At 71.0% G+C, this 20,145-nt stretch carries 14 protein-coding genes; 9 read left to right on the top strand and 5 right to left on the bottom strand.

What is annotated here, in order from left to right; translation table 11 throughout:
• Window positions 1-70: 70 nt before the first annotated feature.
• The 4 genes from ACFC96_RS00500 to ACFC96_RS00485 form a co-directional block, all read right to left on the bottom strand.
• Window positions 71-2,506, bottom strand: coding sequence for a polysaccharide lyase 8 family protein (locus ACFC96_RS00500; protein WP_376609347.1), 2,436 nt, complete (start codon window positions 2,504-2,506; stop codon window positions 71-73).
• Window positions 2,507-2,545: 39 nt separating this feature from the next.
• Window positions 2,546-3,928: a M60 family metallopeptidase gene (locus tag ACFC96_RS00495; protein WP_376609346.1), complete on the bottom strand. Its 1,383-nt coding sequence runs from the start codon at window positions 3,926-3,928 to the stop codon at window positions 2,546-2,548.
• A gap of 641 nt (window positions 3,929-4,569) precedes the next feature.
• Window positions 4,570-5,661 carry a LacI family DNA-binding transcriptional regulator gene (locus ACFC96_RS00490; RefSeq protein WP_376252149.1) on the bottom strand — a complete coding sequence of 364 codons (1,092 nt, stop codon included), beginning with the start codon at window positions 5,659-5,661 and terminating at the stop codon, window positions 4,570-4,572.
• Window positions 5,662-5,795: 134 nt separating this feature from the next.
• On the bottom strand, window positions 5,796-6,782 hold the full coding sequence (locus ACFC96_RS00485) for a hydroxyacid dehydrogenase (protein ID WP_376609887.1): 987 nt from the start codon (window positions 6,780-6,782) through the stop codon (window positions 5,796-5,798).
• Window positions 6,783-7,081: 299 nt separating this feature from the next.
• Here ACFC96_RS00485 and ACFC96_RS00480 point away from each other — a divergent pair, with 299 nt between their 5' ends.
• The 8 genes from ACFC96_RS00480 (at window position 7,082) to ACFC96_RS00445 (ending at window position 17,966) form a co-directional block, all read left to right on the top strand.
• Complete coding sequence (locus ACFC96_RS00480; RefSeq protein ID WP_376251807.1) at window positions 7,082-8,038, top strand: ABC transporter permease; 957 nt, start codon at window positions 7,082-7,084, stop codon at window positions 8,036-8,038.
• A gap of 91 nt (window positions 8,039-8,129) precedes the next feature.
• Window positions 8,130-8,990, top strand: coding sequence for a carbohydrate ABC transporter permease (locus ACFC96_RS00475; RefSeq protein WP_340458978.1), 861 nt, complete (start codon window positions 8,130-8,132; stop codon window positions 8,988-8,990).
• Window positions 8,991-9,052: 62 nt separating this feature from the next.
• Window positions 9,053-10,726 (top strand): hypothetical protein, encoded by a 1,674-nt coding sequence (locus ACFC96_RS00470; RefSeq protein WP_376609344.1) that lies wholly within the window; start codon window positions 9,053-9,055, stop codon window positions 10,724-10,726.
• Window positions 10,723-12,165: a M1 family metallopeptidase gene (locus ACFC96_RS00465; RefSeq protein ID WP_376609342.1), complete on the top strand. Its 1,443-nt coding sequence runs from the start codon at window positions 10,723-10,725 to the stop codon at window positions 12,163-12,165. Before ACFC96_RS00470 ends, ACFC96_RS00465 begins: the two co-directional genes overlap by 4 nt.
• A gap of 8 nt (window positions 12,166-12,173) precedes the next feature.
• Entirely contained in the window at window positions 12,174-14,402 is a 2,229-nt protein-coding gene (locus tag ACFC96_RS00460; RefSeq protein ID WP_376251811.1) for a right-handed parallel beta-helix repeat-containing protein, read from the top strand.
• Window positions 14,403-14,632: 230 nt separating this feature from the next.
• Window positions 14,633-15,661, top strand: coding sequence for an L-threonine 3-dehydrogenase (gene tdh / locus ACFC96_RS00455; protein ID WP_376251813.1), 1,029 nt, complete (start codon window positions 14,633-14,635; stop codon window positions 15,659-15,661).
• 54 nt (window positions 15,662-15,715) lie between these two features.
• The gene (locus tag ACFC96_RS00450; protein WP_340460534.1) at window positions 15,716-16,930 is read left to right on the top strand and encodes a glycine C-acetyltransferase; all 1,215 of its coding nucleotides are present in this window, start codon (window positions 15,716-15,718) and stop codon (window positions 16,928-16,930) included.
• Window positions 16,931-17,066: 136 nt separating this feature from the next.
• Complete coding sequence (locus tag ACFC96_RS00445) at window positions 17,067-17,966, top strand: LysR family transcriptional regulator (protein WP_376609340.1); 900 nt, start codon at window positions 17,067-17,069, stop codon at window positions 17,964-17,966.
• Window positions 17,967-17,988: 22 nt separating this feature from the next.
• Here the strand turns inward: ACFC96_RS00445 and ACFC96_RS00440 are convergent, their stop codons facing one another.
• Window positions 17,989-19,002, bottom strand: a complete 1,014-nt coding sequence (locus tag ACFC96_RS00440; RefSeq protein ID WP_376252156.1) for a LacI family DNA-binding transcriptional regulator — start codon at window positions 19,000-19,002, stop codon at window positions 17,989-17,991.
• Between the two features lie 258 nt (window positions 19,003-19,260).
• On the opposite strand from ACFC96_RS00440, the gene ACFC96_RS00435 reads away from it, so the two are divergent.
• Entirely contained in the window at window positions 19,261-20,124 is an 864-nt protein-coding gene (locus tag ACFC96_RS00435; RefSeq protein ID WP_376251819.1) for an ABC transporter permease, read from the top strand.
• Window positions 20,125-20,145 lie beyond the last annotated feature (21 nt).

The following is a 20,145-nucleotide window of genomic DNA, read 5'->3' as shown; positions in this document are numbered from 1 at the left end:
GTGGCGGGCCGGGGGTGACCCTATGCGCGCCGGGGACGGACGTCGACGGTCGGAACCGACTGACCTGACCTCATGCGAGTTCGGCCGTGTGGCTGTGTCCGCGGGAGCCGGCGACATCGACCGTCAGGACGGGCCGGCGGCCCGGGGTGAGCGTGATCGTGTCGTCGGCACGCGTCACCTTGCGTACGGGGAAGGGGAGCTCGATCGTGAGCATCGACCCGGTACGGCCGGGGTCGGCCACGGCGACGGCGATGGTGTCGCCGTGCCGCCGCACCAGGACGGTGCCAGGACCGGACGACGTGAGTCCGGCGGCGCTCCCGGCGCCCCAGAAGTGCGCGGCGAGGAGCCCGAGGCGGCGCGCCTCGACGGCCTGGACCGTGGCGTCGTTCGCCACGATCCGCACGGGCCGCGAGTGCGCCCAGACCCCGGTCGCCACGGCGCTCGCACCCGGCAGGAGCACATAGGCGTACGAGGAGTCGGTGGGGGAGGAACCGTGGTCGAACCACAGCGTGACATAGCGGCGGGTGATCGGGTCGGTGTCGCCGCCGGTGTCCGCGCCGGAGTTGAGCGCGCCCCAGGTGCCGGTGCGTTCCTCCCGCAGGGCTCTCAGCGGGACGCCGCCTTGCTTCCGTCCCGGATGGTCGGGAAAGACGTATCCGCCCGTGCCTTCCAGATGCGCCCAGTCGGCGCCGGACAGCGAGGCGGACCAGCCCTGCTCGCCCGGCTGACTCCGCCCGTCCACCAGAAGGCGCGGCGCCCCGTCCGTGTGCAGACTGCGGTTCTCGACGACGGTCTCGACGGTGCGGCCGTCGCTCGCGGTGATGCCGGCGCCGAGCGCGACGACCGCGTTGTCCAGGCAGAACCACGCCTTGCGAGCCCGCAGGGTGCTGCCGTCGGCGATGAGTTCCATCGCGGCCGCGCCATAGCGGTCCTGGAGGACGGCTCCGCCCGCCACGGCGTTCTTCGGGCGGTACGTGCCGGTGCCGGCCCCCGTGCCGAGGTCCGTACGCGCGCGCGTGTCCACCGTCGTGCCCGGCAGCCGGTACGGGTCGACGGTCGGCCAGAACCCGTCGCCGAACTGGCCCAGGTCGTCACCGTCGTACAGATACGTCATGCCGTCGCCCGTGTACCAGCCGTGCAGGTTCTCACCGTTGCCGGCCTCGTAGGCCGCGATGCGCTTCGAGGAGAGCGACAGGGCGAGCGCCCAACCGGGGCGGCGGTGCACCACGCGGTCCATGTCGGCGAACGAGAAGTGACCGGTGAGACGCTCCGCCGCCGGGATCGTCCTGTCGTCGAGGACGGCCTTCGCGCGCGCCAGAGCCGGGATGCCGACGAGACCCGCGTACGGATTGGCCTTGTTACGGCTGATCCACCCCTTGGCGAGCGCGCGCCAGCGCTCGGCGTAAGGGGCCGGGGCGCCCGCGGCGAGCTGAAGGATGTAAGTGAGGGTCACGGCGCCGTCGTTGTAGTCGCGGGCCCGCTCGCGGGAGATCGCCCGCCCGCGCAGCGCGTCCATCATCAGCCCGTCGAACATGACGGGCGAGAAGGACCGCTCCACCGCCTCGTAGAGCACCGACACCTTCGGGTCGTTCAGGGCCCAGTCCGATCCGGCGAGCAGCGCGATCAGCTGCCCCGCGCTGCCGAGCAGCACACTGCCGTACGTCCCGGTGTAGGCGACGCTGTCGTGCTGGACGAACGACCCGTCCTCGTAGAAGCCGTCGCCGGAGGTGACATAGGTGAACAGGCTGCGGCGGCCGTTGTCCCGCACGTCCGACAGGCCGTCACGGGCCAGCGCGACGGTGGCCGCGTCCCGGGCGAGCAGCCCGCGCAGGGCCACGATGACGGCCTTGTCGGCGCGGTTCGCGCCGGTCTCGGAGAGGGAGGGGGAGTTGGTGCGGCGGTCGGGGTTCGGGCAGAACTTCGCGACGGTCGCGACGTAAGCGGCCAGATCCGCGGCAGGCAGCTTCGACCGCAGGAGCACGCAGGTGTCCATCAGCGCCCGGGGCGCGCCGATCTCCCAGAACCACCAGTTGCCGGACTCGCCGCGGGCGGGGTTGTAGCCGGTGCTGCCCAGGAAGCCCAGCGCCGCGACGAGCGCGTCGGCGACCTCGGCGCTGCCGGTCAGCGAGGTGCCGGGAGTGGCCCAAGCGGTGGCCAGGGTGCGCAGGCGCGGATAGCTCTGCCCGAACATTCCCGGGTCCGACGCGGGGGAGAGGTCGGCCCACAGCGCCTTCCTGCCCGCGCTCCGGTCGAGATCCTTCCACCAGGCGGACGCCTGCGCGTCGAGGGCCTCGACGGCGGCCGCGAAGTCCGGATCGGCGGTGTCGAACGCGCCGCCGGTGAGCTGCTCCTCGGCGCGGGCCAGCAGTACGTCGAAGGCGTCGGCGGCAGGGGCGTCCCCCGCTTCCACGGCGTCCGCCGCCGTCGCGACGCCCGCTGTCAGCGGGAGCGCCGCCGCGGCGGTCGCGCCCGCGAGGGTCAGGGTCTGTCTGCGCGTGAGATCCATGTTCGGTGGGTCCCCTTCGGGTCGGTCACGTCAGTCGGGTCAGTCGGTCAGCGTGGCCGGTTCGACGGTCGGCTTCGGCAGCTGGAGGGCGGCGATCTCGGCCAGTCCGGTGGCGTCGATCGGGAAGGCCCAGTCACGGACGAAGAAGTCCGTGAGGTCGCGGCCGGAGACACGGCTGGCGTACGTCGACAGGGCGCGGTACCGCTTGGCGGTCTCGGTGTAGTCGGACTGCGGGTTCTCCTCGCGCACGAGCCGGTGCAGCCGCGGCCAGAAGTCGTCGCCGAAGGCCAGCTCCAGCTGCCGCAGCGGCACGAGCTTCTCGTAGGCGCCGAAGGACTTCTCGTACGTCAGCCCGTCCGTGCCGAACTTCGCCCGTGCGGACTGGAAGAAGTTGAGGCCGGTCTTCGGGTCGACGGTCAGCAGATTGGACGGCTGGCCGAGGGCCCGCTGCACCGCGAGCGAGTAGATGTTGACCGTGACCTCGGTCAGGCCCGTAGGCTTGTACGCCATCTGCTGATGCAGGTGCCCGAGTTCGTGGTAGAGGCCCCAGCCCCGGGTGCGCAGCGCGTCGACGGTGGTGGCGCGGTCGAGATAGGCGCGCGGGAAGCCGTTGTAGCCGTGCGAGGCGTAGGCGCCGACGCCGGACGGGACCACCGACACCTCGGTGAGGTGGTAGCCGCCCGCCTTCGGTTGATGGACTGGCTTTGACCCGTCGAGCCCGCTGATCTGGGACTCGGCCTCGATGATCTCCTCGATGAGCCGGAGCAGCGCCGCGTGGTCCTGGTCGCGGTACGCGAGCGCGCCGTCGCGCGTCAGCGTCATGATGGTGCGCGGCGCGTGCAGCTCGACCACCGGTACGTCGGTGAGGGTGTCCAACTGCCGCTGGTAGTCGGCCTCGGAGGTGTGGCCGAGCGTGAAGACGGGCATCGCGGTGGCGCCGGACCTGAACTTCACAGCGGCACATTCGCCATGGCCTTCGAGCGAGAAGTAGACGGGGCCGCCGTGCGGGTCCGTGACCGTATTGGCGCCGGGCTTCAGCGCATAGCTGCGGGGCTGCGTCACCGTGCCGTAGGCATCCCACTGCCCGATCCAGAGCGTGGGCACGAGGTCGTCGTAGGGCAGCACGTCGAAGCACAGCGCGGTCCCGGCCGGGACGTACTGCCCGGTCGGCTGGAATTCGGTGGCACGCAGGAACTGTCCGAGGCGGAGGCGCTCCGTCTCGGCGGAAGGGCGCGCGACGAGCGGGACGGTGACACGGCCCGTGGCGTCGGCACGTGCGGTGCCGGTGCCGAGGAGCGTGGCGGCTCCCGCGCCGGCCAGGGTGGCGAGCACGGCACGACGGGAGAAGCCCGAGGCGGCGGGGATGTCGGCGGCGGTGGTGGCGTCGGCCGAGGCGGCGGAGGACATACGGGCAGGGCGCATCCAGAGACTCCCATGGGGATCAACAGCATCGGAGTGATGTGCGGGCTGCGCGCCAGCATGTAAGCGTTTGCTATCCCGCCGCAAGAGGGTCCGGCAAGTTTCTGTCTGTTACTACGGCCTGAGGGAGGAAACCGGTGAACAGGGCCGGTCGGAAGGCCGTGGAACGGTCCGGGGCAGCACGCCGAGAGCCGGTGCGCCGTCGACCGGACCAGGGCGTCCGTGGACCGGACGGGGGCGTCGTGAGTCGGTGTGCCGTGATCGGGGCCGGACGGGGGCGCTGTGAGTCGGTGAACCGTGAACCGTGAACCGGACCGGACGGGGCGCCGTGAGCCGGGAGTTACGCGAGCCGGGATGCCATGGGCCGGGTCGGCGCAATCCGGGAACGTCGCGTGCCGGGATGCCGGGATGCCGCGTGCCGGAGCACCGCGAGCCGGGATGCCGTGGGCCGTGGTGCCACTGTCTGGGAACCTCGTGGGTCGGCGCGCCGCAAGCCGGAACGCCGCAAGCCGGAACACCGCCCGCCGGCATGCCGTGGGCCGCGGCGCCGCAAGCCGGGAACCTCGCGAGTCGGAACACCGCGCACGGGGGCATCGCGAGCCGGAGCGCCGCGCACCGCGGCAGGGTGAGCCGGAGCCCCCCGCTCACCCCCGGCGCCGCACCCCACGCGGCGCCGCCACGGAGTCGCGTACGACCAGATGCGTACCGAGGCGCAGCGTGCCCGTCGTCGGGGCGCGCCAGTCGTCCTGGTCGCCGCCCGCGAGGGCGACGCGGACGGCCTGGCGGCCCATCTCCTCCAGCGGGATGTGCACGGTGGTGAGGCGCGGCCGCAGCTCCTGCGCCACGGGCACGTCGTCGTAGCCGACCAGGGAGACGTCCTGCGGAATCCGCATCCCGGCCTCCTCCAGGGCCTGGGCCGCGCCCGCCGCCACGATGTCGTTGGCCGCGAAGACGGCGGTGAAATCCGGCCCGTCGCGCAGCAGTTCCGTCATCCGGCGGTGGCCGAACTGGCGGCTGAACGCCCCGGGCTGCATGAGTGCCGGATCGCGCGGCAGCCCGCGCTGCTCCAGGGCGCGACGGTGGCCGGCGATCCGTTCCTTGGTGGTGGAGAGCCCCGGCGGGCCGCCCAGGTACAGGATCCGCTCGTGGCCCTCGGCCAGGAGGTGGTCGGTGATCGCGAAGGCGCCGCCCTCGTTGTCGTACTCGACCCCGACCGTGGGCGCGTCCTTGCCGAGTGAGGGGCGGCCGCACAGCACGAGTTTCGAGCCGCCGGCGTCCAGCTCGCGGGCGCGGCGTTCGAGTTCGGTGCGGTAGCCGCGGTCGGCGACGCTGCCGCCGACGAGGATCACCGCGTCGGCTCGGCGCTCGTGCATCAGCTCGATGAAGGCCAGCTCGCGCTGCGGGTCGCCCTGGGTGCTGCAGACCAGGCAGAGCCGGCCGCCCGCCGTCGCCTCGCGTTCCACGCCGCGTGCGATGTAGGCGTAGAAGGGGTCGACCACGTCGCTGATGATGATGCCGACCGTGCGTCCGGAGACACCGGCCAGCGCGCGGGCATGGGCGTTGACCACATAGCCCAGCTCCTGCATGGCCTCCTCGACGCGCTCGCGGGTGGCGGCGGCGACGGGGTAGTTGCGGTTCATCACGCGGGACACGGTCGCGGTCGACACGCCCGCGAGGCGCGCCACGTCCACGACGGTCGCGCGCCGTCCGTTCGCCGTAGAGCCCTGCCGGGGCATCCGGACCTCCCCCTGGTCGTCGCGGTCGTCGTGGTCTTCCTGACCGCCCTGGTCATCTGTCTGCGTGGCGGGCCCCGCGACCTGTCCCGCGACCCTCCCGTGCGCAGAGCCTAGGGCGTCCGCGGAGCCCCCGTTCACGCGATGCGCTCCAGTTCCTCCAGGAGGACCGGGTGGTTGAGCGGCACCCCGCGCGCGTAGCGGGCGAGTTCGTCGACCGCGAGCGCGCCGAGCCGCCCCACCTCGTTGCCCTGCGCCCCCGCCAGGTGAGGGGTGACGAAGACGTTGGGCAGGTCCCACAGGGGGTGGTCGGCGGGCAGTGGCTCGGGGTCGGTGACGTCGAGTACGGCGTCGATCCGGCCGCTGGCCAGGTGCGTGGTGAGGGCCGCGGTGTCGACGAGGGGGCCGCGTGCTGTGTTGATGAGCAGGGCTCCGGGGCGCATCAGCGCGATGCGCCGCTCGTCGAGGAGGTGGTGGGTGAGCGGGGTGGACGGCGCGTGCAGGGTCACCACGTCGCTGGTGGCGACGAGGGTGTCGAGGTCGGTGCGGGTGGCTCCGAGCAGCTCCGCCTCGGCGTCGCTCACGTACGGGTCGTGGAGCAGTACGTCGGCGTCGATGGAGCGCAGCAGCTGGATGACCCTGCGGCCGGTGCGTGAGGCGCCGACCACGCCGACGGTGATGCCGTGCGTGCCGAGCCAGTGGTGCCGGTCGAGGTCGGCCGCCGTGCGGTGGGAGCGGCGGGAGCGGAACAGCTGGGCGAGCGGGAAGGCCCGCTTGGCGCCCATGATGATCGCCGCGAGGGTGAACTCCGCGACGGGTACGGCGTTGGCGGCCGCGGCGGACGACACCGCGATGCCGCGCTCGTACGCCTCGGGGGCCAGGAAGGTCTTGACCGTGCCCGCCGAGTGGATCACCGCGCGCAGCCGCGGTGCCCGGTCGAGCACGTGCGTGTCGATGCGCGGGCAGCCCCAGCCGGTCAGCAGCACCTCGCACTCGGCGAGCGCCGCCAGCGCCTCGGGACTCCCGAACTCGCCCACCACCTGCGGCGGCCGGATGTCCGCGGACTCCTCGAGCCGGAGCCGTACGGCGGGCGGGAAGACGTCGTCGAGCAGCCCCGCGTCCATCGCCAGGACGGTACGGGGCCTGCGTGGGGGCCGTGTGGAGCCGGCGGAGTCGGCCTGGACCGGCGACTCGTCAGTGGTACGCACCCTGCCTCCGGACAGTAAACGTGTTCTATGAGGTCACCGCACGCTAGGGATCGCGAGGGGTGAGCGTCAAGCACGCCGACCACGCCCCTCGCCCGCCTTGCTATGAAATAGCTCTAAATACCCGTCAGGAACGGGCAGTTGAAAGTGCTCGCTTCATCCAGGTGTTGCCCGGACCTATTGACGTGAGGGGTAACCGATTACTAACTTGCCGCCCCATGGCTGATACAACGCCCTCCGCGCCGCGGGCAGTTCACCGCCTCTCGCTGGGGCAGCGGCTCAAGCGGGACAAGGTCATGCTGCTGCTGACCCTGCCGGGCCTGCTCTATTTCTGTGTCTTCCACTACGTGCCGCTTCTCGGCTATGTGGTGGCGTTTCAGGACTACCAGCCGTACCTGGGCTACATGCACAGCGCCTGGGTGGGCGTCTCGAACTTCACGTCCGCCTTCGCCGACCCGGCATTCTGGTCGGCGACCGGCAACACGCTGAAGATCGCGCTCGTCCAGCTGGTGTTCTTCTTCCCGGTCCCCATCGCCCTCGCGCTGCTGCTCAACAGCATCGTCAGCGACAAGGTCCGCCGGTTCGTGCAGAGCGTCGTCTATCTGCCGCACTTCATCGGCTGGGTCATCATCGTCTCGATCTTCCAGCAGATCCTCGGTGGAGCCGGCGTCCTGCCCGACCTCCTCGGCCAACTCGGCCTGCCGCGCTACGACATGACGACCGACCCGGCCGCCTTCCCCTGGCTCCTCACCCTCCAGGTGGCCTGGAAGGACGCGGGCTGGGGCACGATCATCATGCTCGCCGCCCTGCTCAACATCGACCGGGGCCTGTACGAGGCCTCCGCGATCGACGGGGCGGGGCGGGCCCGGCGCCTGTGGCACGTCACGCTGCCCGGCATCTCCCCGGTGATCATCCTGCTCCTGATCCTCAACCTGGGGCAGATCCTCTCCGTCGGCTTCGAGCAGATCCTGCTCCAGCGCGACGCGGTCGGCCCCGCCGCCGGTGAGGTCCTCGACACCTATGTGTACTTCCACGGGATCAAGAACAACGACTGGGGCACATCGGCGGCCGTAGGACTGGTCAAGGCCGTCATCGGCACCGTCCTCGTCCTCGGCGCGAACAAGTTCGCCCACCGGCTCGGCCACGAAGGGGTGTACCGCGGTGCTGACCGCTGAGACGCAGACGGCGGCCGCCGGACGCCGCACACGCAAGCCGGCCGCCCCGGCCCAAACCGGCGTCACGGTGTCCGACGGCCGTCCGCCCTGGATGGAGAAGCCCACCCGAACCGGCCTGTTCCTCAAGGGACTCGTGCTGGTCCTGGTGGTCGCGGCCGTCGCCTACCCGCTGCTCGGCGTGATCGGCACGAGCTTCGCCTCGCAGTCCGACATCATCCGCAGCCCCGGCCTGGTCCTGTGGCCCGACCATCCGACCCTGGAGGCGTACCGCACGGTCTTCAGCGGCGGTGTCGTCACGCACGCGCTGTTCATCTCCGTCGGCGTGACCCTCGTGGGCACCGCGACCAGCGTCCTCGTCACCATCGGGATGGCGTACGGGCTCTCGCGCCGCGAGGTCACCGGCTCCCGCTTCATCCTCATGACGGCCCTGTTCACGATGCTCTTCGACCCGGGCATCATCCCCAAGTTCCTCACCATCAAGGAACTCGGCCTGTACAACACCCTGGCCTCACTCGTGCTGCCCACCATGGTCAGCGCCTTCAACCTCGTCGTCCTGCGCTCCTTCTTCATGAACCTGCCCGAGGAGCTGTACGACGCCGCGAAGGTGGACGGCGCGGGCGACCTGCGCACCCTGGTGCGCATCGTGCTGCCGCTGTCCAAGGCCGTCATCGCCGTGATCAGCCTGTTCTACGCGGTGACGTACTGGAACGCCTTCTTCAACGCGATGCTCTATCTGAGCGACAACGACAAGTGGCCGCTCTCCATGGTGCTTCGCACCTTCGTCCTCCAGGGCCAGTCCCTCGAAGGAGCCTCGGCCGGCGAGGCCCTCGCGCCCCAGCAGGCCGTGCAGATGGCCGTCCTGGTGATCGCCGTCGTACCGATCCTGTGCGTCTACCCCTTCCTCCAGCGCTACTTCACCAAGGGCGTGCTCACCGGCGCCATCAAGGGCTGACCCGCACACTCCCGTCCCACACCCCCCGCGCCCATGTCCCCTCCGTCACCGAGGAGTTCACCGTGCCGCGCACCACCCCCATCAATCGCAGAACCCTGCTGAGGACGTCCCTCGGCCTGGGCCTCGGACTCGCCGCGGCCCCGCTGCTGACCGCCTGCGGTGACGGCGGCGCCGCCGAGAAGTCCGCCGCCAAGAGCCGCAAGGTGCTGCCGTCCACCGTCGCCGCCAACAGCGTCAAGGCCGACCTGCCCGGCACGGCTGCCGGTGTGCCCAGCGCCTTCTACAGCTACCCGAAGACCCCGGTCCGCTCCGTCGAGGGCGCTCCGCTCAAGGGCGCCAAGACCGTCAAGGCGATCACCGAGACCTATGCCCCGCCCGCCCCGGCCCGCGGGAGGAACGCCGCCTGGCAGGCGATCGAGAAGCGGCTCGGCGGCACGGTCGACATCACCGCCGTGGCCGCCGACGACTACCCGGCGAAGTTCTCGACGATGGTCGCGGGCGGTGACCTCGCGGACGTCTTCATGTATCCGGAGTCCGGCGGCGTCGACCACAAGGCGGCCTTCCTCGCCTCCGAGTGCGCCGACCTGACGCCGTTCCTGTCCGGCGACAAGGTCAAGGCGTATCCGAACCTCGCCGCGATCCCGGCCAGCGCGTGGCAGCAGGCACTCTACGGAGACAAGCTCTACGGCGTCCCGGTCACGCGCTACGGCACCTCGGGGGCCGGCTTCTACCGGCACGACCTGTTCAAGGAGGTCGGGGTCGACAGCCTCGACCAGATCACCGACCTGGACCGCTTCTTCGAGGTCTGCAAGGAGCTGACGCAGCCGAAGAAGAAGCAGTACGCGATCATCGCGGGCGCCACCACCATGCTCGCCATGTCGGCGGGCGCCCCCTACTTCTGGTCGATGGACAAGAAGACCGGCAAGTTCACCGCGGACCTGGAGACCGACGAGTACCGCTCCGCCGTGGAGATGGCCGCCAAGCTCTACAAGGCGGGCTGCTACTACCCGGGCACCCTCGCCATGACCGGCGCTCAGAAGGCCCAGTACACGGACCTCTTCAAGAACGGCAAGGGCGCCTACGTCTACGACGGCATGCCCGCCTACCTTCAGCCTTCCACCGGATACGTCGACGCGATGGCCGCCATCGACAAGAGCTTCGACGTGCGGCCCTTCGTGCCGGTCGGGACGAAGGCCGTCACCTGGACCGACAACGCCACGCTCAGCGAGTCCTTCGTGAAGAAGGCCCCCAAGGCGCGTGTCGAACAGATCCTGCGCCTTCTCGACTTCATCGCGGCGCCGTTCGGCACCGAGGAGTACACGCTCATCAACTTCGGGGTGGAGGGCACCGACTTCAAGCGCGACGCCGAGGGCATCCCGGTGCTCACGCCCACCGGCAGCCAGGACATCGGCGTCCCCTGGGGCAAGCTCGCCTCCGGCATCCCGGCCCTCTTCTCGCCGACGTCGAAGGACGCGGTGACGTACGCGCACGAGGCGTACACGAAGCTCGTTCCGAAGCTGGAGAAGTCCGACTTCCTGGACTACACGTCCCCGACCTGGGACTCGAAGGGATACGGCAGCCTCGGCACCCTCAAGGGGGACGGGCTCAAGGACATCATCTCCGGACGCAAGTCCATGAAGGACTACGACGCCCTGGTCAAGGACTACCTCGCCAAGGGCGGCGAGCAGTGCCGTTCCGAATTCGAGGACGCCGCCCAGAAGGGAGCCGGCAAGTGACCCGCACCGTACGCGCCGCCGTCGCCACCGCCGCGGCCGCCGCGACCCTCGCCCTGGCCGCGCCGGCGCAGGCGCACCCGTTCGACCCGAAGCCCGGCGCGGCCGGCGTCGGGGACCCGCTCTTCCCCACGCTCGGCAATGGCGGCTACGACGTCCGGCACTACGACCTGTCGTTCGACTTCACGCCGGTGACGTACGACTTCACCGCCACCATGAAGATCAGCGCGAAGGCCACCCAGGACCTCTCCTCCTTCAACCTCGACATAGACTCGCTCGCCATCGACGCGGTGAAGGTCGACGGCAAGGACGCGGGCTTCGCCGTGTCGCTGGGCAAGAGCGGCCAGGAGCTGACGGTCACGCCGGCCGGCGGCCTGCACGACAACCGGCCCTTCGAGGTCGCCGTCACCTATCACGGCAATGGCAGGACCAAGCCCATCGGCGTCCCCGGCTGGCGGTACATGAGCGACGGAGGGTTCGCCTCCGCGGCGCAGTCGTCCCGCGCGGACACCTTCGCCCCCGTCAACGACACCACGATGGACAAGGCGAGCTGGACGTTCCACCTCACCGCCCCCGACGGCTGGACGCCCGGTGCCAACGGCACCAAGACCGGCACCCGCCCGGCGGGCGAGGGGAAGACCACCACCGACTTCCGGCTCGACGCGCCCATGGCCTCCGAACTCCTCGGCATCTCCGTGGAGAAGCAGACCCTCCTGACCGGCAAGGGGCCGCACGGAGTGAAGCTGCGCCACTACGTTCCCGACGACCAGGTGGCCACGTACCGGCCGATCGTCGAGCAGACCGGCGGCCAGATCGCGTGGCTGGAGAAGACCCTCGGGGTCCGCTTCCCGTTCGACACCTACGGGATGCAGATCGTCCGCGACGGCTACAGCGACGCGTTGGAGAACCAAACCCTGTCACTGTTCGGGCCGGGCTGGTTCAAGGACGCGTCCACGTCGACGACGTACACGAACGTCATGGTCCACGAGATGACCCACCAGTGGTTCGGCGACTCGGTCACCCCCACCACCTGGCAGAGCGCCTGGCTGAACGAAGGACCCGCCGTCTACTACGCGGCCCTGTGGGCCGACCAGCACGGCACCGCCTCCATGGAGGACAAGATGAGGACGGCGTACGGGAAGCTCGACGCCGTCCGCAAGAGCGACGGGCCACCCGGACTGCCCACCGAACTCGGCGGGTTCAACATCTACGACGGGGCCGCCGTCGTGCTGTACGCCCTCAACCAGCAGGTCGGCCAGGACGACTACGACGCGATCATGAAGTCCTGGCTCACGAAGCACCGGCACGCCAACGCCGACTCCCAGGACTTCATCGACAACGCCGTACAGGTCACCCACGACCCCTCGCTGCGGCCCTTCCTCGAGGACTGGCTCTTCAGCAAGGACAACCCGCCCATGCCCGGCCACCCCGACTGGAGCTGACGCCGATCATGAACGGCACCCGCATCGCCGTCGCCCTCGCCGCCACGGCCGCCCTCCTGTCCACCGCCCCCGCCGCACACGCCGACCCGTCGCCCCGCGTCCTGTACGCCGCCCCCGGCGGATCCGGCACCGCCTGTACGCACGGCCGCCCCTGTTCCCTCGACGGCGCCCGCGACGCCGCCCGCACCGTCGACGGCCGCGATGTCCGCGTCGAACTCGCCGACGGCACCTACGCGTTGAGCGGGCCTCTGGAGCTCGGCGCCGCCGACTCCGGACGCGACGGGCACACCGTCACCTGGACCGCCGAGCGAGGCGCCCACCCCGTCCTCTCCGGCGGCAGGACCCTCGAGGGCTGGGACAGCAACACCGACGGAACCTGGACCACGCACGTCCCCGAAGGCGTCACGCCCCGCCAGCTCTTCGTCGACGGGGTACGGGCCGTGCGCGCACGCGGCGCATCGTGCGCCGCCTCCGTCTGCGACGCCACCAAGACCGGCATGACCGGCGCGAAGGCCACCGGCATCGCCTCCTGGTCCCGCCCCACCGACGCCGAGGCCGTCATCAGCGTCCGCTGGCGCAACTACCACTGCCGCATCGACTCCGTCACCGGCGACGTCCTGACCTTCGCCCAGCCCTGCTGGACCAACTCCGCCTCCGGCACGAACCGCACGGGCCCCGCCTGGGACACCACCGCGGTCGACTCGTCGCGCTACTCGGGGGTCAAGTACTTCGAGAACGCGCCCGAACTCCTCGACCAGCCGGGCGAGTTCGTGTGGAACTCGGACGCCCGCACCCTCACGTACCTGCCGCGCAAGGGCGAGGACATGCGCCGCGCCAGGGCCGTCACCCCCGCCACCGAGCGGCTCCTCGTCCTCGACGGCGCCCACGACGTACACGTCGAGGGCATCGCGCTGCGGTACGCCGCCTGGCACCAGCCGGTCACCGACGAGGGCTACGCCGGGATGCAGGCGGGACTCGTGCTCACCGGCGCCACCGGCCCCGAGGACCACGCGGGCCGCTACTACACCAAGCCCTCCGCCGCCCTCACCGTGCGCGGCGGCAGGCACGTGACCGTCGACCAGGTCGAGTTCAGCCACCTCGGCGGCGCCGGAGTGGTGTTCGAGGCCGGGACGCAGGACTCGAAGCTCACCCGCTCCCGCTTCACCGACCTGTCCTCCGGAGCCGCCTACATAGGGGACACGGAACCCATGCCGGCCGCCGAACTGGCGGGCGCGCGCAACACGGTGGCGTACAACACCATCCGCCGCACCGGCGTGGAGTTCACCGACGCCGTCGGCATCTGGGCCGGCTACGAGGCAGCCACCGTCATCGACCACAACACCCTCGACGACCTGCCCTACTCGGGCATCTCCGTCGGCTGGGGCTGGAACCAGCCCGAGGCGCAGAAGTCCGTCCTGCGCGACAACCGGATCACGAACAACCGGATCACGAACGTCATGCGCGTCGAGCACGAGCAGCACGACGGCGGTGCCATCTACACCCAGGGCGCCCAGCCCGGCACCGTCATCTCCGGCAACTACATCAACCGCAGCGCCTTCGGCAACACCGAGCGCGACGGCAACGGCATCTACCTCGACGAACAGTCCAGCCACATCCGCGTCGAGGGCAACGTCCTCACCCGTCTCGGCTACAAGTGGGTGTCCAACTGGGCCGACTACGGCATCGACAACCACGCCACCGGCAACTGGACCGACACCGACGCCCCCGCCCTGGCCGGCACCGGCTCGGCGATGGCCGACAACCACACCAAGCTCGACCGGCTGCCCGCCGACGCGCTGAAGGTCGCCGCCTCCGCGGGCGCCCAGGGGCACGGCCGTGTCGAACAGCTGCGCCCCGACCTCGCCCGCACCGGCACCGCCTCGCAGTCCTCCACGGACGGCACCGCCACCGCGGCCGCCGCGACCGACGGCGACACGTCCACCGACACCCGCACCCTGTCCGAGCCGGGCGCCTGGTGGCAGGTCGACCTGGGGTCCGTCCGTCAGGTCGGCCAGGTCGAGGTCTGGAACAACACCTCGATGACCACGACCGGCTTCGACGTCCAGCTGGCCCGCACTGCCGACTTCGCCGACGCCACCACCCTCCACGTCCCGGGCAAGGCCCTACGGCCCACCGTCCTGGACACGGTCAAGGACACCGAAGCGCGCTACGTACGGATCAAGCTCACGGGAACGGGACGCGTGGCACTCGCCCACGTCCTGGTCCACCCGAGGTAGCTCCGGTGGAGCAGTAGCCCTGGTGGGGGCCTGAAGGAAACCTGCGGCGGCGCTTAAGAAATCCTCGATGGACCGAGAGCGCCGCCGTACGGCAGATTTGCTCCCGTCGGCAGCAGGGCGCGCCGCAGCCGCACCAAGGCGCCCGCCCGTGCTGTCATTTCACTCTTCCCTTCGCACGGCGGCCGGTCCCGGCATGCCGTGACGCGGGGTGCGACGAGGGGAGCCGTGCGTTGAAGGCGCTGGTCAAGGAGAAGTCCGAGCCGGGACTGTGGCTGACGGACGTGCCCGAGCCGGGCATCGGCCACGGAGAGGTGCTGATCAAGGTCCTCAGGACCGGGATCTGCGGTACCGACCTCCACATCCGCAACTGGGACGGCTGGGCGCAGCAGGCGATCAGCGCTCCGCTGATCGTCGGCCACGAGTTCGTCGGCGAGGTCGTCGAGACCGGCCGTGACGTCGCCGACATCGCCGTCGGCGACCGCGTCAGCGGCGAGGGCCACCTGGTGTGCGGCAAGTGCCGCAACTGTCTCGCCGGGCGGCGCCACCTGTGCCGCTCGACCGTCGGGCTCGGCGTGGGACGCGACGGCGCGTTCGCCGAGTACGTCGCCCTGCCCGCCTCCAACGTGTGGGTGCACCGCGTGCCCGTCGACCTCGACGTGGCCGCGATCTTCGACCCGTTCGGCAACGCCGTGCACACCGCTCTGTCGTTCCCGCTGGTCGGCGAGGACGTCCTGATCACCGGCGCCGGGCCCATCGGTTTGATGGCCGCCGCCGTCGCCCGGCACGCCGGCGCCCGCAACGTCGTCGTCACCGACGTCAGCGAGGAGCGGCTCGACCTGGCCCGCAAGATCGGCGTCAGCCTCGCCCTGAACGTCGCCGAGTCGACGATCGCCGAGGGCCAGCGCGACCTCGGCCTGCGTGAGGGCTTCGACATCGGTCTGGAGATGTCGGGCAACCCCGTCGCCATGCGCGACATGCTCGCCAACATGACCCACGGCGGCAAGATCGCCATGCTCGGCCTGCCCGCCGAGGAGTTCGCCGTCGACTGGTCCCGGATCGTCACCTCGATGATCACGATCAAGGGCATCTACGGCCGCGAGATGTTCGAGACCTGGTACGCGATGTCGGTCCTCCTGGAGGGCGGCCTCGACCTCGCCCCCGTGATCACGGGCCGCTACAGCCACCGTGACTTCGAGGCGGCCTTCGACGACGCGGCGAGCGGCCGCGGCGGCAAGGTCATCCTCGACTGGACCGCCTGAGCCCGCTGCCGGGCCCCGACCTCCTGACCGACCTCTTCATTCAAAGGAAGTCACATGTTCGACTCCGTACGCGATGATCTGCAGGCCACGCTCGACGAGATCGCCGCCGCGGGCCTGCACAAGCCCGAGCGCGTCATCGGCACCCCGCAGTCCGCGACGGTCGCCGTCACCGCGGGCGGCCGCCCCGGCGAGGTCCTCAACTTCTGCGCGAACAACTACCTCGGCCTCGCCGACCACCCCGAGGTCATCGCCGCCGGCCACGAGGCGCTCGACCGCTGGGGCTACGGCATGGCCTCCGTCCGCTTCATCTGCGGCACCCAGGAGGTCCACAAGGAGCTCGAGGCGCGCCTGTCCGCGTTCCTCGGCCAGGAGGACACGATCCTCTACTCCTCCTGCTTCGACGCCAACGGCGGTGTCTTCGAGACGCTCCTCGGCGAGGAGGACGCCGTCATCTCCGACGCGCTGAACCACGCCTCGATCATCGACGGCATCCGCCTGTCCAAGGCCCGCCGCTTCCGCTACGCCAACCGCGATCTCGCGGACCTCGAGCGCCAGTTGAAGGAGGCGCAGTCCGCGCGCCGCCGCCTGATCGTCACCGACGGTGTCTTCTCCATGGACGGCTACGTGGCGCCGCTGAGCGAGATCTGCGACCTCGCCGACCGCTACGACGCCATGGTCATGGTCGACGACTCGCACGCCGTCGGCTTCGTCGGCCCCGGCGGCCGCGGCACCCCCGAGCTGCACGGCGTCATGGACCGCGTCGACATCATCACCGGCACCCTCGGCAAGGCGCTCGGCGGTGCCTCCGGCGGCTATGTCGCGGCGCGCGCCGAGATCGTCGCGCTGCTGCGCCAGCGCTCGCGCCCGTACCTCTTCTCCAACAGCCTCGCCCCGGTGATCGCGGCCGCGTCCCTCAAGGTCCTCGACCTCCTGGAGTCCGCGGGCGAGCTGCGCGAGCGGCTCGCCGCGAACACGGAGCTCTTCCGCACGCGCATGGCGCAGGAGGGCTTCGACATCCTGCCCGGCGACCACGCCATCGCGCCCGTCATGATCGGCGACGCGTCCGTCGCCGGCCGCATGGCCGAGCTGCTCCTGGAGCGCGGCGTGTACGTGATCGGCTTCTCGTACCCGGTCGTCCCGCAGGGCAAGGCGCGTATCCGCGTCCAGCTCTCCGCGGCGCACTCCACCGAGGACGTGAACCGGGCCGTGGACGCCTTCGTCGCGGCGCGCGCGGAGCTCGACGCGGAGTCCGCCGCGGTCGCGAGCTGACCTGGAGCCCGTCCGGCGGATCGTGCCGGGTGCGCGGTCCGGCCGGCACGGACTTGCCCGGCCGTCCGGTTCCGGCCTGATCCGCCGGACCGGCCCCGGTTCGGACATCGGCGGCACATTTGGGAGAATCGGTCGCATGATCGAAGCGCGGCGGCTGCACATCCTCCGTGCGGTGGCCGACCACCGCACCGTGACGGCGGCTGCCGCCGCGCTCTATCTGACCCCGTCGGCGGTCTCCCAGCAGCTGTCCGCCCTGGAGCAGGAGACCGGTCACCGGCTCGTCGAGCGGGGCGCGAAAGGTGTCCGGCTCACCCCGGCGGGCGAGATCCTGCTCACGCACACGAACGCGGTCCTCGCCCAGCTGGAGCGGGCGGAGGCCGAGCTCGCCGCGTACAGCTCGGGGGAGGCCGGCACGGTCACCGTCGCCGCCTTCGCCACCGGGATCGGGCTGGTCGTCGCCCCGGCCCTGACCCGCCTCGCGCGCACGGCGCCCGGCATCCGGATCCGTGTCCAGGACGCCGAGGGCGACGCGAGCCTGCCCATGGTCCTCGACCGGCAGGTCGACGTGGCCGTCGCCGTCGAGTACCGGGGGGCGCCGGGCGCGGACGACGCCCGCCTGACGCGCGTACCGCTGTACGCCGAGCCGTTCGACGCGGTGCTTCCCGCCGCGCACCGGCTCGCGGCGTCCGACCGGGTGCCGCTCGCCGAGCTGGCCAAGGACACCTGGATCGGTCCCTTCCCCGGCAACCCGTGCCACGACGTGGTGGTCCTGGCCTGCGAGCACGCCGGTTTCCAGCCGCAGGTGGAACACTCCTCGGACGACTTCCGCGCCGTCGTCGCCCTCGCCTCGGCGGGCGCCGGCGTCGCCCTGGTGCCGCGCTCGGCGCTGCGCGGCATGGACCTGTCCGACGCGGTCGTCCGCCCGGTCGACGGGGTGGCCCCGACCCGCAGGGTCTTCGCGGCGGTCCGCTGCGGAGGGGAGGAGCACCCTCTGATCAGGCCCGTCCTGGAAGCGCTCGGGGAAGCCGCCGAGTAGCAGGGGCACGCGGGCCCCTCGGTCACCCCGGTGTTCCCGTACTCGCCCGGATCCGTACCTCGCCCACGATCCGCTCCACCCGCGAGCGCGGCCCCCTCGGTTCGCGCAACGCGAGGTCGAGGGCGGCGCGGCCCATGCCGGTCAGGGGGAGGGCCACCGTGGTGAGGGGCGGGGTCAGTTCGCGGACCAGCGGGATGTCGTCGAAGCCGGCCAGCGAGACGTCCTGCGGGACGCGCAGACCGTGGTCGCGGAACGCGGCGAGCGCCCCCACGGCCATCACGTCGGTGACGGCGAAGACGCACGTGGGCCGGGGAGCGCGGCGCAGCAGTTCGCTCGCCGCCGCGTAACCGCCGTCACGCGTGAAGGCCCCCTCGACCACGCACTCGTCCGCCAGCGCCACCCCCGCCTCGGCGAGTCCTTGCCGGAAGCCGCTCAGCCGGTCCGCGACGGTCGTCAGCCGTGCGGGTCCGGCGAGCACCCCGAACTCCCGGTGTCCGAGGCCGGTCAGCGCGCGGGCGAGTGCCGTCGCTCCCGCCCGGTTCTCCGGCAGCACGGTGTCGACGCGCAGGCTGCGGTGGCGGCTCACGACCGCGACCCGGCCCCCGCCGCGCAGGTAGGGAGCGATCTCGGACTCCAGCGAACGCTCCCACGCGGGGTCCTGGAAGCCGGAGCCGATGAGCAGGATCGCGCGGGCCCGCTGCGCCCGCAGCATGGAGATGTACGCGATCTCGCGTTCGGGCGCGCGGAACGTGCTGGACAGCATCACCAGGAGACCGCGTTCGGCGGCCCGCGCCATGATCCCGCTGGCGATCGCGGCGAAGTAGGGGTCGCCCACGTCGTGGCAGATGACGCCGACGGTGTTGTTGGAGGCGCTGGCGAGGGCCTGCGCGTGGGCGTTCGGGATGTAGCCGAGTTCGTCGGCCGCGGCGCGGACCCGGCGCAACAGGTCGTCGCGGACGCGGGTGGTGCCGTTCAGGGCGCGGGACGCCGTCGCGGGGGAGACCCCCGCCGTGCGGGCCACCGCGTCGAGGGTCACGTGCGGTTGTTGCGGGTGCCCGTGCGGTTCGCTCACTCTGCCCCCTCGGATTCCGGTTGCGGCACCGGTCACAGGAAACTTCGGAACGGCCTATTGACCCTGTGCTCCACGAGTCATTAGCGTGGCTGACATCATACCAGAAAGCGCTTTCTGAAAGCGATTTCGGGGCTTCTTCGCCGTAGTGAGCACAGATCCGTCACCTCGCGAGTCCGTTACCCCGGCTCTCCTCAACTGCCTCCCGATTCATAGGAGTTCATCGTGAGTCAGAGCACACTGCCAGCAACCCCCGCCAAAACGGCCGGAGTTGCCGACCGTCAGGCGCCCGGGCTGCGCCGGCGTGCCGCGGACGTGGCCGAGCGGAGCTGGCGCCCCGTCGCACTGCTCGTCGTCTGTTTCGCCGCCTGGTGGGTGATCGCCGCGGCGGAACTGGTCGAGCCGTATCTGGTGCCGTCGCCGGGCCGGACCCTCGACGTCATCCTCGACAAGCCGGACTACCTCTGGCAGCACACCTGGGTGACCACGTACGAGACGCTGCTCGGCTTCGTCATCGCCGTCGCCGTAGGCATCCTCTCCGCCGTGGTCATGGTCTACTCGTCGACCGTCGAGAAGACCCTCTATCCCATCCTGCTCTTCGCCCAGGTCGTCCCGAAGATCGCGATCGCGCCGCTGTTCGTGGTCTGGCTCGGCTTCGGCATCGCGCCGAAGATCCTCATCGCCGTGCTCATCGCGTTCTTCCCGGTCGTCATCTCGATGGTGACCGGACTCAAGGCCGTCGACCCGGAGATGCTCCAGCTCTCCGCGACGATGGGCGCGAGCCCCTGGCAGACCTTCTGCAAGATCCGCTTCCCCGCCTCCCTGCCGCACCTGTTCTCCGGCCTCAAAGTGGCCGTCACGCTCGCCGTCACCGGCGCCGTCGTCGGTGAATTCGTGGGCGCGAACGAGGGATTGGGCTACGTCATCCTCCAGGCCAACGGCAACCTCGACACTCCGATGCTCTTCGCGGGCCTGCTCGTCATGTCGTTGATCGGTGTCGTGCTCTTCGTCCTCGTCGAGATCGCCGAGAAGCTGCTCCTGCCGTGGCACGCGAGCCGTCGCGACGTCGCGGCGACCACGGCGTACTGAACCCCGGCACACCCGGGAACC

The sequence above is a fragment of the Streptomyces sp. NPDC055955 genome (assembly GCF_042270245.1).
GTDB lineage: Bacteria > Actinomycetota > Actinomycetes > Streptomycetales > Streptomycetaceae > Streptomyces.
Note: the sequence above shows the minus strand (reverse complement) of the source record. Positions and strands in the feature narration are given on the sequence as shown.